Below are 13,456 nucleotides of genomic sequence, written 5' to 3' on the forward strand. Positions count from 1 at the left end.
GACTCACCCGTCGCCGGGGCCGGTCTGTGCACGGCTCGGGACGGGTAGCGGGTGGACGGGTGAGGCCGGCTCATTACTCGGCGGCCTCGGCGGACTCGGCGCCCTCTTCGGCGTCCTTCTTGCCCTTCTTCTTGGGAGTGACCGCCTCGGCGACCGGCTCGTTGTCGGCGGCGGCCAGCGCGGCGTTGAACAGGTCCAGCTTGGACGGCTTGGCCGACTTGGTCTTCAGGGTGCCCTCGGCGCCCTCGATGCCCTTGAACTTCTGCCAGTCACCGGTGATCTTCAGCAGCTGGAGGACCGGCTCGGTCGGCTGCGCGCCGACGCCCAGCCAGTACTGCACGCGCTCGGAGTTGATCTCGATCAGCGAGGGCTCTTCCTTCGGGTGGTACTTGCCGATGGACTCGATGGCCCGGCCGTCGCGGCGGGTGCGGGCGTCGGCGACGACGACGCGGTACTGCGGGTTGCGGATCTTGCCCAGGCGGGTGAGCTTGATGCGAACAGCCACTGCTGATCTGCCTTTCGTTGGTTGGTCACGACGCAATTCGGCGACCCGCATGGTCTGCGAGCCCGGTTTTGCGCTTTCGAGTGTGTGACCGCCGCGCGGTACGGAACCGGAGACGGGCTGCCACTTGTCCGGAAGGACGGTGGTCCATTGTGCCAGACCGCATGATCACGCCGGAAATCGCGTCTCCTCGGTGCGGCTAGCCCGCAGCGGTGGCGGTGAGCGCGCGGGTGGGCACCCAGGGACCGCCCCACCACATCTGCCATCCCACGGGGCGCAGGGTGAGGGCTGTCGCGCCGTGCGCCGCCACGACGGCGCGGTAATCGCGGGTCTTGCCGATATCGACGATGACCAGCTTGCCGCCGGGACGCAGCACGCGGCACGCCTCCCGGACCGCGCTCGCGCGGCCCTCGGCGGTCTTGATCGTGTGAATCGCCAAGCTGGAGACGACGACGTCGAACGCGCCGTCCGGAAAGGGCATGCGGGTCATGTCGCCGGTGCGCAGCTCGATCCGGTCGGCGACGTTCTCGGCGAGCGCGTTCTGCTCGGCGGTGGCCGGGATGTTCCCGCAGTGGTCGGCCGAGCACCACAGGTCCAGGCCCACCGCGCGCCCGGCGGGTAGACGCCGCGCGGCGGCGAGCAGCACCGCCCCGCGGCCGCATCCCATGTCCAGTAGTCGTTCGTCGCCGCGCAGGTCGAGGTCGTCGAGCAGACCCGCCCAGACCCGGAACTTGCCCCGGCGGGTGGCGTGCAGGAACAACCCGAACTGCGCCGCCAGCACTACGCCGATGACCAGCAGCAGCAGACTCGGGCGCAGCTGCCCGAACAGCGCCACCACCAGGGCGGCGGCGAGATACCCGACCGCGAGAACTCCCAGCAACAGCAGCACCGACGGCGCGTCGATACCGTACGACGCGCGCCACGGAGGGGCTATCATCGGCCGATTGTATCCGGCGCCAACGGCATTCGGACCCGGTTCTCGCTCGTCAGCGCACCAGCGGAGCAAAAGTACGTCCGGCGAGCTCGACCGCGCCCTCCTCGTGCCCGTTGAACACCATGTTGATGATCAGTCCGTCGACACCCTGGTCCAGAACGCGGGTCCGCAGCTGTTCGGCAACATCGTCCGGTGTGCCGACGAACTGACGGTCGGCCGGACTCTGCGCGCGCTCGGAGTCCGACATCGCCGACAGGTCGATACCCATGCGGCTCAGGTAATCCCGCTGCTGCTTGCGTACCAGATCGCCGTCCTCGTCCATCATCACGAAGCACAGGTAGCTGGTCTCCAGGGTCTGCGGGTCCCGGCCGGCTTCGGCGCAGCGTGCCCGCAGCGCCTCGATCTTGCGCGGCAGTTCGGAGGCGTTGCAGATGATGTTGAGGTGGTCGGCGAAGCGGGCAGCCAGGCCGAAGGTCTTCTTCTCGCCGCTGCCGCCGAGCAGGATCGGCAGATCGTCGCGGACGCGCGGCTCGTTCATGGCCTGCTCGACCTGATACCACTTGCCCTGGAACGTGGGGCGTTCCCCGCGCAGCATCGGCTGGATGATCCGCAGGGCCTCCTCCAGCCGCTCGAAGCGGTCGGTGAACGTCCCGAATTCGTAGCCGAAGGAGCGGTGCTCGAGTTCGAACCAGCCCGCGCCGATGCCGAGCACCGCGCGGCCACCGCTGACCACGTCCAGCGTCGTGACGGTCTTGGCGAGCATGGCCGGGTTGCGGTAGGTGTTGCCGGTGACCAACGCCGACAACTGGATTCGCTCCGTCGCCGTGGCCAGACCGCCGAGCGCGGTGTACGCCTCGAGCATCGGCTCGTCGGGCGTGCCGATGCCGGGCAGCTGATAGAAGTGGTCCATCACGAAGGCCGTGTCGAAACCCGCGGCTTCGGCCTCTCTGGCCTGCGCGACAACCGTGGGGAAGAGTTCGCGCACCGACTTGCCGTAGCTGAAGTTGGGCATCTGATAACCGAGGCGAATTGTCACGGAATCCGACCTTACGCCGCGTCGGCGAACGCGCGGGTGAGCCGCGATGACGAGTTATCGATGGCCGGTGACCGGGCCGTGCGCGCCGTACACCCGCCCGCGCAGGACCACGGCGTACGGCGTGCCGAGCGTTTCCGGATGGGTGCGCGGATCCTCTTGATAGACGACGAAATCCGCGGGGGCACCGTCTTCGATACCGGGCCGCCCGAGCCAGTCGCGGGCATTCCAGGAGGCCGCGCCGAGCGCGTCGTGCGCGGACAGGCCCGCTGCGCCGAGCGCGGCGATCTCGTCGGCGATGCGCCCGTGGCGGATGGAGCCGCCCGCGTCGGTGCCCGCGAAGATCGGCACGCCCGCCTCGTGCGCGGCGGCGACCGTGCCGCGCACCCGACGGTGCAGATCGCGCATGTGCGAGGCGTAGACGGGGAATTTGCCCGCGCTGTCGGCGATGTCGGGGAAGGTGTCGATGTTGACCAGGGTGGGGACCAGGGCGGTGCCGTGCTCGACCATCATCTCGATGGTTTCCTCGGTCAGGCCGGTGCCATGCTCCAGGCAGTCGATACCAGCGTTGATCAAGCCGGGTAGCGCGTCCTCGCCGAAGACGTGCGCGGTGACCCGGGCGCCGTTGGCGTGCGCCGCGTCGATGGCCTCCTTCAGGATCGCGTCGCTCCACAGTGGGCGCAGGTCGCCGACGGAGCGGTCGATCCAGTCGCCGACGATCTTGACCCAGCCGTCACCGAGGCGGGCCTGCTCGGCGACGATCTCCGGCAGATCGCGTTCGTCGTCGAGTTCGATGCCCAATTCGCGAATGTAGCGCTTCGGGCGGGCGATGTGGCGGCCGGCGCGGATGATCCGCGGCAGGTCCTCGTGGTCGTCGATGAAACGGGTGTCGATCGGCGAGCCCGCGTCGCGCAGCAGCAGCGCCCCGGCGTCACGCTCGGTCTCGGCTTGCGCGACGGCGCCCGCGCGGTCCTCGTGGCCGCCGCCGTACCGGATGCCGACGTGACAGTGCGCGTCGACCAGGCCCGGCACGATCCATCCCGCATCGCACAGCGTTTCGGCACCCGGTACGGGTTCGAACGACACCAGGCCGTCGCGCACCCAGAGATCGCGCACCTCGTCCTCGGGGAGAACCACACCTCGCAGATGCACGAAAAACCTCCTGGATGTCACCGGCCGTCTCCAACCCACTGGGCGATTCCCGCGACGGTCACCCACGCACCGGGTGACCGCGGGACGGCGACGCCCATCCGACCGAAGGGGCCTGCCGCGGCGAAGTGCCCTACTTCTTCGGGAACTTCAGCTTGCTGAGGTCGAACCCCTCCAGCCCGGGCGGCAACTCGTCCAAGCCCGCGGGCATGTTCGACAGGTCGGGCATTCCGGCAGGCAGGCCGGGCATACCGCCCATTCCCGGGAAGCCGCCGCGCACCTTCGGCGGCGTGGGGCCGCGCCCACCCTTCTTGCCCTTCTTGCCCTTCTTCGCGTTGCCCCGGCGGCTGCCGGGCAGCCCCATCTGGCGGCCCATCATCGCCATCATCTTCTTGGCCTCGAAGAAGCGGTCGACGAGCTGATTGACGTCGGAGACCTGGACGCCGGAACCGTTGGCGATGCGCAGGCGGCGGGAGGCGTTGATGATCTTCGGATTCGCCCGTTCGGCCGGGGTCATGCCGCGGATGATCGCCTGCACGCGATCGAGTTGCTTGTCGTCGACCTGCGCGAGCACATCCTTCATCTGGCCCGCGCCCGGCAGCATGCCGAGCAGGTTGCCGATCGGGCCCATCTTGCGGATGGCCAGCATCTGGTCGAGGAAGTCCTCGAGGGTGAGTTCGCCGCTGCCGATCTTGCGCGCGGCCTCCTCGGCCTGTTCGGCGTCGTAGACCTGCTCGGCTTGCTCGATCAGGGTGAGCACGTCACCCATGCCGAGGATGCGGCTGGCCATACGGTCCGGGTGGAAGACGTCGAAGTCCTCGAGCTTCTCACCGGTCGAGGCGTACAGGATCGGCACACCGGTGACCTCGCGGACGCTCAGCGCCGCGCCACCACGGGCGTCGCCGTCGAGCTTGGTGAGCACCACACCGGTGAAGCCGACGCCGTCGCGGAACGCCTCGGCGGTGTTGACCGCGTCCTGGCCGATCATCGCGTCGAGCACGAACAGGGTCTCGTCCGGTTGCACGGCGTCGCGGATGCCCGCCGCCTGGCGCATGAGTTCCTCGTCGATGCCGAGACGGCCCGCGGTGTCGACGATGACCACGTCGTACTGCTTCTGGCGCGCCTCCTCGACACCACCGCGCGCCACGTTCACCGGATCGGCGGCCGAGATGCCCAGCGGGTTCTCCCCGCCGCCGACGGACGTGCCGGGGTGCGGCGCGTAGACGGGCACGCCCGCGCGCTCGCCGACCACTTGCAGCTGGGTGACGGCGCCGGGACGCTGCAGGTCGCACGCCACCAGCAACGGCTGATGACCCTGCCCCTTCAGCAACTTCGCCAGCTTGCCCGCGAGCGTGGTCTTACCGGAACCCTGCAGACCGGCCAGCATGACCACCGTCGGCGGGTTCTTGGCCAGGTTCAGCCGCCTGGTCTCGCCGCCGAGGATGCCGACGAGTTCCTCGTTGACGATCTTCACGACCTGCTGGGCCGGGTTCAGCGCCGCGCTGACCTCGGCGCCCTTGGCGCGCTCCTTGATCCGTCCGATGAAGCCGCGGACGACGGGCAGCGCGACGTCGGCCTCCAGCAGCGCGAGGCGGATCTCGCGGCAGGTGGCGTCGATGTCGGCCGGTGACAGACGCCCCTTACCGCGCAGATCCTTGAGGGCACCGGTAAGCCGGTCGGACAGGGATTCGAACACCGATCGCGCTCCTGATCTCGGGGGACGTCACATTCTCTCCCAGGGTAATGGGATCACCCGCGTGTTCGCGCAGGCGGTGCGTCCTTCCGGGCCGAGCGCGGGCCTGCTAGTCGAGCACGCGGCGGCGTGGCTTGGCGGTTTTGCGGTAGTCGTGGTTCTCCTCGGCCACCATGAAGACCGCCTCGTTGGCGGTCAGGCCCAGTTCCAGGGCCAGGTCGTCGAGGACAGCCCACTCCGCCGTGCTCGGGATGGGCGAGGTGGCGACCCTGGACGCGATCGTCATCGCGGTCACCGCCTGTCGCCCGGTCAATGTGCGACCCGGAAGCCAGGAGACCACCCAGCGGTCGCCGCCGACGCAGCGTGCCATGTGCGTGGTCTCGTCACTCGTCATCGTGGACGCCGAAACGACTTCGATTGCCATCGACCTGCTCCCCTCGTGCTCGCGATAGCCGGACGCCCTAGATCGTATGGTCCGGCCGCCGAGCGGGAGTTCGGATGCAGCAAATATCCTGCAACAGATTGATCACCGGATTATGCGCAGCTAGCGGCTACTTTCCGAGTCAGAAGCAGTCGCTTCGGGCGGTTTGGGCGCAGTTTTGGGAACCACCGCGAGGAGCGCTTTCTCGATCGCTTCCCGGCGGGCGGGGCCGTCCTCGGATCCCAGATCCAGGCAGAAGCTGTCGACCACCGCCGATCCCATCGTGACGACCTTGGCCCAGCGGACGTCGGCTCCGCAGGCGGCCAGTTCGGCGGCCAGGCGGCTGAGCAGGCCCACCCGGTCCTCGGCGCGCAACTCCAGGATCACCTGGCCGGGTGCGGAGGTGTCCGACCAGATCACTCGGGGCCGAGCCTGCGCGTACCGGCTGCGGCCGATGGTGCTCGCCTCCCGCTCGCGTTTGGCCAGCGCCCCGGGCACATCCAGATCGCCGGCCGTGGCGCGGATCAGTTCCTGGCGCAGCAGGCCCGGGTCCGGCGGATCGCCGAACTTGGGAGCGACGACGAAAGTGTCCACCGCGGACGCGCCTTCGACCCCCAGCGCGGCCGACAGCACCCGCAGCGAGTGCAGCGCGAGCACACCGGCGGCGTCGGAGAGCAGCCCTGGGCTGTCCGGCGCGATGACGGTCACCGTGTAGGTGTGTTTGCTCTCACCGGGCTTCAGGTCCACATGCACCCCGCCCGCGCGGGCCTTCTCGATCAGTTCCGGTGCGATCGGCTCCGGCGTCGGCAGCTGGTCGCCCGCCATGACCAGTCGGCAGCGGCGGACCAGCTCACCGATCAGCGAGGCCTTCCAGTCGCCCCACACACCGGGGCCGGTGGCCAGCGAGTCCGCCTCGGCCAGTGTGTGCAGCAGTTCCAGCAGCTGCGGATCGCCGTCGAGGGTCTCGACGACGGAGCGCACCGTCTCCGGATCGGACAGGTCGCGCCGGGTGGCGGTTTCCGGCAGCAGCAGGTGGTGGCGGACGATCGCGCTGAGCGTCCGCACGTCCGAGGGCCACAAACCGAGGCGGCGGCCGATGTGCGTGGCGAGTTCCGCGCCGACGAGGCTGTGATCGCCCGCGCGGCCCTTGCCGATGTCGTGCAGCAGCGCGCCGAGGGCGAGCAGGTCCGGGCGGGCCACCCGGGTGCTCAGCCCGCCCGCGTAGGCGACCGTCTCCATGAGGTGGCGGTCGACGGTCCAGATGTGCTGGACATCGCGCGGCGGCAGGTCGCGCACGGCTCCCCATTCCGGCAGCAGCCTGCCCCACAGTCCGGTCCGGTCCAGCGCCTCGACCGCGTCGATGGTGCCGCGGCCCGCGCCCAACAGGACCAGCAGGTCGTTGAGGGCGTCCTTGGGCCACGGCTCGCGTAGCTCGGGGGCGTCCTCGGAGAGCCGGTTGAGGGTGGTGGCCGACATCGGCAGGCCGGTCTGCGCGGACGCCGCAGCCACGCGCAGGATGAGGCCGGGATCGCGCTGCGGGCGGGCATCCCGGGCCAGCACCACCTCGCCCGCGTGCTCGACCACTCCCTCGTCCAGCGGCCTGCGCACCGGCATCCGGCGCAGGCGCGCCAGGCCCCGGCGCGGCAGCGAGTTGGCCGCGGTGCGCAACCCGACGTCCACGGAGTAACTGACCGTCCGGGCCGAATCGCTCAGGGTGCGAGCCAGATCGAACCGATCGCCGACGCGCAGGGCCGCGCCGATCTCGTCGGCGTCCTGCGCCCGCAGCTGGTCGCGGGCCCGGCCCGCCACCCGGTGCAGTTCGGTTCGCACGTCGAGCAGGCGCCGATGCGCCTGTTTCAATCCGCCGCCGGGCACGTCCGGACCGAGGCCGGGCATGGCGTCGGTCAGCTGGGCGATGGCCAGGGCGTCGAGCAGCTGGATGTCGCGCAGGCCACCGCGCCCGTTCTTCAGGTCGGGCTCGGCGCGGTGGGCGATCTCGCCGTTGCGCTCCCATCGGGTCTGCGCCTGGGCGATGAGCTCGTCGAAGCGGGAGCGGATCCCGGTGCGCCATTCCCGGCGCACCCCGCCGATCAGCAGATTGCTCAAGTCCTGGTCGCCGACGATGTGCCTGGCCTCGAGCATGCCCAGCGCGGCGATGAGGTCGTCCGCTGCCACCCGCAACGCCTGCGGAACGGTCCGCACACTGTGGTCGAGTTTGATGTGCGCGTCCCACAGCGGATACCAGAGCTGATCGGCGACCTCGGCCACCCGGGCCGGGTCGACGTCGTCGTGCAGCAGCACCAGATCCAGATCGGAGTACGGCAGCATCTCGCCGCGACCCAGACCGCCGACGGCCACCACGGCCAAGCCGCTGTCGGGGGCGATGCCCAGTTCGGCGCCCTTGCTCGTGAGCCACAGTTCGTAGAGGTCGACCAAGGCCTGGCGCAGCGACTCGGCGTCCAGCCGGGGATTGCGCGGCTGGCCGCCGTCGAGCAGTTGGCTTCGCGCGCGGACCAGGTCGGCCGCCCCGTTGGACACCTTGCCGCTGCCTCCGGTGACCTTCGGCTCACCGTCGTGCTCGTACTGACTACCCACAACCCACCGCCCAGTTCATGCGCGCGGCCCCGCCCCGGCCGGAGCTCCGGCGGGAGCGGGGCCGCCGCTCGATCGATATCCCGCTACAGCGCGTCGGTGCCGCGTTCGCCGGTCCGAACCCGGATGATGGACTCCACCGGGGTTACCCAGACCTTGCCGTCGCCGATCTTGCCGGTGCGGGAGGCCTCCACGATCACTTCCACGACCTTGTCGACGGACGCGTCGTCCACGACGACCTCCACGCGGACCTTCGGCACGAAGTCGACGGAGTACTCCGCGCCGCGGTACACCTCGGTGTGGCCCTTCTGCCGGCCGTACCCTTGGACCTCGCTGACGGTCATGCCCAGCACACCCGCCTGCTCGAGCCCGGACTTGACGTCCTCGAGCGTGAACGGTTTGACGATTGCGGTGATCAGTTTCATGTCGTCATGCCTCCTTGACGGCCGAACGTGCCGTGCTACCCAGAGCGGCGAAGTCGTAGGCGGTTTCCGCGTGCTCGGACTCGTCCAAGCCCACCGACTCTGCTTCCTCGCTCACGCGCAGCCCAATGGTGAACTTCACGATATAGGCAATGATCAGCGTCGCGACGAAGGAGAACGCAAGTACCACACCGGCGCCCACCGCTTGCCGCCACAACTGATCGACGCCACCGCCGTAGAGCAGACCGGTCTTGCCCGCACCCGCCTCGGGCGCCGCGACGAAACCGACCATCAGGGTGCCGACGATGCCGCCGACCAGGTGCACGCCGACCACGTCGAGCGAGTCGTCGAAACCGAACTTGAACTTCAGGCCGACCGCGAGGGCGCACAACGCGCCCGCGATCGCGCCGATGGCCAGCGCGCCGAGCACGTTCACCGAGGAACACGACGGGGTGATGGCGACCAGGCCCGCCACGATGCCCGATGCCGCGCCGAGCGAGGTGGGCTTGCCGTCGCGGATCTTCTCCACCAGCAGCCAGGCCAGCATGGCGGCGCAGGTCGCGACGGTTGTGGTGACGAAGGTCGAACCGGCGAGGCCGCCGGAGGTCACCGCGGAACCGGCGTTGAAGCCGAACCAGCCGAACCACAGCAGACCGGCGCCAAGCATGACGAACGGCAGGTTGTGCGGACGGAACGGGGTCGTCGGCCAGCCCTTGCGCTTGCCGAGCACCAGCACCAGGGCCAGACCGGCGGCACCGGCGTTGATGTGCACCGCCGTGCCACCCGCGAAGTCGACCGCGAGCAGTTTGTTCGCGATCCAGCCGCCCTCGTGCACGACGTTGCCGTCGGCGTCCTTGACGTCGAAGTCGAACACCCAGTGTGCGACCGGGAAGTAGACCACCGTGGACCAGATGCCCGCGAACAGCAGCCACGCGCCGAACTTCAAGCGGTCGGCGACCGCGCCCGAGATGAGGGCAACCGTGATGATGGCGAACATCAATTGGAAGGCGACGAAGACGGTGGCCGGGATCGTGCCCGCGAGCGGGATGTTCACCGCTTCGGTGGTGACCGCGCCCGCCGCGTCCTTGACCTCGGCGACCGAGTTGCCCCCGATCAAGCCCTTGAGGCCGAAGAACTGGGTCGGGTCACCGATCACGCCGAATTTGTTGTCGCCGAAAGCCGTCGAGTATCCGTACAGCGACCACAGCACGCCGACCAGGCCCATGGCGCTGATGCTCATCATGATCATGTTGAGCACGTACTTCGACCGGACCATGCCACCGTAGAAGAAAGCAAGGCCCGGCGTCATCAGCAACACCAGCGCCGAGCTCGCCAGCATCCAGGCGGTGTCACCGGTATCCGGTGCACCGGTAAGTGGAAAAGCCACCTTAATGTCCTCCTCATCTCGGGCCCCGCCGATTCCGGCAAATGGACCTGAACAGAAGGGTCCTTACTCGGTGTTTCATCCGTAGAGCTGACGTGTTTCACCTACGTGAACGGATGGCATAGCCGTGTTGCCACTACGTTTCGTCACCTACACCGGGCGTTTCGCGGCGCTGTGAGGCCCGCACCCGGAAATCGGACATTCGTTACAGCGGAGGAGGACTCGGCAAACATCCGGGGTGTGATCGGCCTCGCATCCCGGCGGGGAGCGGCTCGCGGCGCACCGCCGACCGGAACGCCACGGGCCGCAGCCCCTTTCGAAGCGGAAGGATCAGCCCAGCAGCGCGTCCACGAACGCGGCCGGCTCGAACGGAGCCAGATCGTCGGCGCCCTCGCCGAGTCCGACCAGCTTCACCGGCACGCCCAGTTCGTGCTGGACCTGGAAGACGATGCCACCCTTGGCCGTGCCGTCCAGCTTGGTCAGCACGACGCCGGTGATATCCACCACTTCGGCGAACACCCGGGCCTGGGTCAGTCCGTTCTGCCCGACCGTCGCGTCCAGCACGAGGAGGACCTCGTCCACGGCGGCTTTCTTCTCCACGACCCGCTTGACCTTGCCCAGTTCGTCCATCAGCCCCGTCTTGGTGTGCAGCCGCCCCGCGGTGTCGATCAGCACCACATCGACGCCGCGCTCGACACCCGCGGCCACCGCGTCGAACGCGACCGCGGCCGGATCGGCGCCCTCACGGCCGCGGATGGTGTCGGCGCCGACCCGCTCACCCCAGGTCTGCAACTGGTCCGCGGCCGCGGCGCGGAAGGTGTCGGCCGCGCCGAGCAGCACCCGGCGGCCGTCGGCGACGAGCACACGCGCGAGCTTGCCGGTGGTGGTGGTCTTGCCGGTGCCGTTCACGCCGACCACGAGCAGGATCGACGGGTGGTCCGGGTGCGGCAGCGCGCGCACCGCGCGGTCCAGCTCCGGTCGCAACTGCTCGACAAGCACGTCGCGCAGCACCGCACGCGCCTCGTCGGTGGTGCGCACGCTGCGCGCCGCCATCTCCGCACGCAGCCGGGAGACGACGGCCGTGGTGCTGGCGGTGCCGAGGTCGGCCAGCACGAGGGTGTCCTCGACCTCTTCCCACGAGTCGTCGTCCAGGTCACCGCCGCCGAGCAGGCCGAGCAGGCTCTTGCCGACGGCGTTCTGCGAGCGCGACAGCCGTCCGCGCAGCCGGACCAGGCGTCCGGCGGTGGGCTCGATCTCCTCCAGCGCGACAGGCGCCTCGACGCCGGCGGGCGTGTCGGGAGCGACGACTCCGGTGGCGGTGGCATCCGGGGCCGCGGTGTCGGTGGCCGGCTCGGCGGTCGCGTCAGCGACCTCGGTCTCGTCGGCCGTGACCGGCGCGGTGCCGGTCACGGGGCTCTCCGGCGCTGCCGCCTCGCCGGTGGCGGGCTCCGCCGTCTCCGGTTCGGCAGGAGCGGCGCCACCGGCCGCGGGCGGGGCCTCGGCGACGTCCGCCTCCGGCAACGGAACATTGGTGATGCCGCGTTTGGGCGCGTCGCGCGGGATCGCGGCGTCGTCGCCGACGTGCGGCTGTCCTTCGGTGTCGGTGCGCTCGACCGGTTGCGGCTCGGTCGCCGTGCCGCCCCGGCTGAAGGTGAATCCGCCGGACGCGGTGTAACCACCGGACCGGTCGGTCACCTCCTTGTCCTGCGTGGGCGGTGTCAGCGACACGCGGCCGCGCCGGTACCGGACGAAACCGGCGACGAGCACGACGAGCAGCAGTGCGGCGACCGCGGCGATCAGGATCCAGACTTCGGGACTCACGCGGACCATCCTTGCAGACCGACCCTCACGTGCCGGGCCCCGAGCCGCACCCGCCGCGCGAGTCGCACCACCGGGGCGACGGCGTGACCTCGGGGAACACCGCAGGTACCGGGCCGTGCACGAGCCCTGCCCGGCACCGACACAGCCCCCGAGATTTCTTGTCCTGCGGAACTTCTCGCGAAGGGACAATAGGATCGGCGACGTGACCGATCGAAACGTGCTTGGGGGGCCGCTGGAAGAGTGCGGCACCGATCCTCTCACCGGCTTCTACCGGGACGGCTGCTGCAGTACCGGGCCGGAGGATCTGGGCAGCCACACCGTGTGCACCGTCGTCACGGCAGAATTCCTGGAGCATCAAGCTTCCATCGGAAATGATTTGAGCACTCCGCGTCCGGAGAACAATTTTCCCGGCCTCCAGCCCGGCGATCGGTGGTGCGTGGTGGCCGTGCGGTGGCTGCACGCACACGAGGACGGCGTGGCCGCGCCCGTGGTGTTGGCGGCCACCCACGAGAACGCCCTGGAAGTGATCTCGATGGACATCCTGCGTAAGTACGCCGTCGACGTGCCCGACGACGTCAGCGACCTGCTCTGAGCGAGGGGGAATTCCCTTCCTCGGCCCGCGGCGGGTCGCCGCGAGAAACCACCGCCCCCGACCGTGAACCAGCGTCCGATCGGATGGGTGGCGCAGCAGAGCACCGAATGGCACAGATGCGCCATTCTTCCTACCGGGCCGCCGCGACACGCCGGCGATGCGCCTTCTGGCGGCATGCCGCCGAGCAATACCTGGCCCGGCGGCCCGTTCCGGCCCGCGGCACCGCCGCGTGGCACACCGGGCAGCGACCGCCCCCGGTTTCGTTACGTTCGAGTGATTCGTTACGGTTTTCGATCCCGGCATCCCGTTTCGTCACTGCCGGACCACCTGGCCGGGCGCGCAGCGCGTCGAGCACGAGCGCCGCGGTGCGGTCCACTTCGCCCCGCGCTTTGCGGAGTTGTTGAATCGCAACGCATCCGGTGAAGATCGCCAGCACGTCGTCGAGTTCGATGTCGGCCCGGACCGCCCCCTCGCGCTGGGCCGCGGCCAGCAGTGCGCCCAGCGCTCGATGGAAACGCGCGCCCGCGCCCTGCAGCAGCGCCCGCGGCCAGCCGTCGTCGGACTGGACCAGATCGCACAGCGCCTGGTTACCCGGGGTTGTCGCGATCACGGCGGTGCACAGGTCGAAGAAGGCGGCGCCGGGGTCGGCCGCGCCGAGACGGTCGGCGGCCATTTTCGCCAAGCGGTCGATGCGCTGCTGCATTACGGCTTCCAGCAGAGCGGCTTTCGTCGGGAAGTGGCGGTAGACGGTGCCCGCGCCGACGCCCGCCCGGCGGGCGACCTCGGCGAGCGACACCGAGGCGCCCTGCTCCGCGAAGGCCCGCTGCGCGGCCGCCAGCACGAGGGCGCGGTTGCGCCGGGCATCGGCTCGGGACAGCCCGTCCGGGGCGAGCGAGGTGGTCATTTCGTTACG

At 69.7% G+C, this 13,456-nt stretch carries 12 protein-coding genes; 1 reads left to right on the forward strand and 11 read right to left on the reverse strand.

Going from position 1 to position 13,456, the window contains the following annotated elements; all coding sequences use genetic code 11:
• Window positions 1–73: 73 nt before the first annotated feature.
• From rpsP to ftsY, 10 genes are all read right to left on the reverse strand, one after another.
• Window positions 74–505 carry a 30S ribosomal protein S16 gene (gene rpsP, locus NG1_RS10360; protein ID WP_062969834.1) on the reverse strand — a complete coding sequence of 144 codons (432 nt, stop codon included), beginning with the start codon at window positions 503–505 and terminating at the stop codon, window positions 74–76.
• Between the two features lie 196 nt (window positions 506–701).
• Window positions 702–1,439: a class I SAM-dependent methyltransferase gene (locus tag NG1_RS10365; protein ID WP_062969835.1), complete on the reverse strand. Its 738-nt coding sequence runs from the start codon at window positions 1,437–1,439 to the stop codon at window positions 702–704.
• 49 nt (window positions 1,440–1,488) lie between these two features.
• A complete protein-coding gene (locus NG1_RS10370; protein ID WP_174315405.1) occupies window positions 1,489–2,472 on the reverse strand; it encodes an LLM class F420-dependent oxidoreductase in 984 nt (327 codons plus the stop codon).
• 54 nt (window positions 2,473–2,526) lie between these two features.
• Entirely contained in the window at window positions 2,527–3,621 is a 1,095-nt protein-coding gene (locus NG1_RS10375) for an amidohydrolase family protein (protein WP_062969837.1), read from the reverse strand.
• A 130-nt stretch (window positions 3,622–3,751) separates the two neighbouring features.
• Window positions 3,752–5,314 (reverse strand): signal recognition particle protein, encoded by a 1,563-nt coding sequence (gene ffh / locus NG1_RS10380; protein ID WP_062969838.1) that lies wholly within the window; start codon window positions 5,312–5,314, stop codon window positions 3,752–3,754.
• Window positions 5,315–5,420: 106 nt separating this feature from the next.
• Window positions 5,421–5,735, reverse strand: a complete 315-nt coding sequence (locus tag NG1_RS10385; protein WP_040868323.1) for a hypothetical protein — start codon at window positions 5,733–5,735, stop codon at window positions 5,421–5,423.
• Between the two features lie 120 nt (window positions 5,736–5,855).
• On the reverse strand, window positions 5,856–8,327 hold the full coding sequence (locus tag NG1_RS10390; protein WP_062969839.1) for a [protein-PII] uridylyltransferase: 2,472 nt from the start codon (window positions 8,325–8,327) through the stop codon (window positions 5,856–5,858).
• Window positions 8,328–8,410: 83 nt separating this feature from the next.
• Window positions 8,411–8,749 (reverse strand): P-II family nitrogen regulator, encoded by a 339-nt coding sequence (locus NG1_RS10395; RefSeq protein WP_040868325.1) that lies wholly within the window; start codon window positions 8,747–8,749, stop codon window positions 8,411–8,413.
• A gap of 4 nt (window positions 8,750–8,753) precedes the next feature.
• A complete protein-coding gene (locus NG1_RS10400) occupies window positions 8,754–10,133 on the reverse strand; it encodes an ammonium transporter (RefSeq protein ID WP_062969840.1) in 1,380 nt (459 codons plus the stop codon).
• 327 nt (window positions 10,134–10,460) lie between these two features.
• On the reverse strand, window positions 10,461–11,960 hold the full coding sequence (ftsY, locus tag NG1_RS10405) for a signal recognition particle-docking protein FtsY (protein WP_062969841.1): 1,500 nt from the start codon (window positions 11,958–11,960) through the stop codon (window positions 10,461–10,463).
• A gap of 193 nt (window positions 11,961–12,153) precedes the next feature.
• On the opposite strand from ftsY, the gene NG1_RS10410 reads away from it, so the two are divergent.
• Window positions 12,154–12,543: a DUF2237 family protein gene (locus tag NG1_RS10410; RefSeq protein WP_019048221.1), complete on the forward strand. Its 390-nt coding sequence runs from the start codon at window positions 12,154–12,156 to the stop codon at window positions 12,541–12,543.
• Between the two features lie 130 nt (window positions 12,544–12,673).
• Here the strand turns inward: NG1_RS10410 and NG1_RS10415 are convergent, their stop codons facing one another.
• The gene (locus NG1_RS10415) at window positions 12,674–13,447 is read right to left on the reverse strand and encodes a TetR/AcrR family transcriptional regulator (protein WP_062969842.1); all 774 of its coding nucleotides are present in this window, start codon (window positions 13,445–13,447) and stop codon (window positions 12,674–12,676) included.
• Window positions 13,448–13,456 lie beyond the last annotated feature (9 nt).

The sequence above is a fragment of the Nocardia gamkensis NBRC 108242 genome, assembly GCF_001612985.1.
GTDB lineage: Bacteria > Actinomycetota > Actinomycetes > Mycobacteriales > Mycobacteriaceae > Nocardia > Nocardia gamkensis.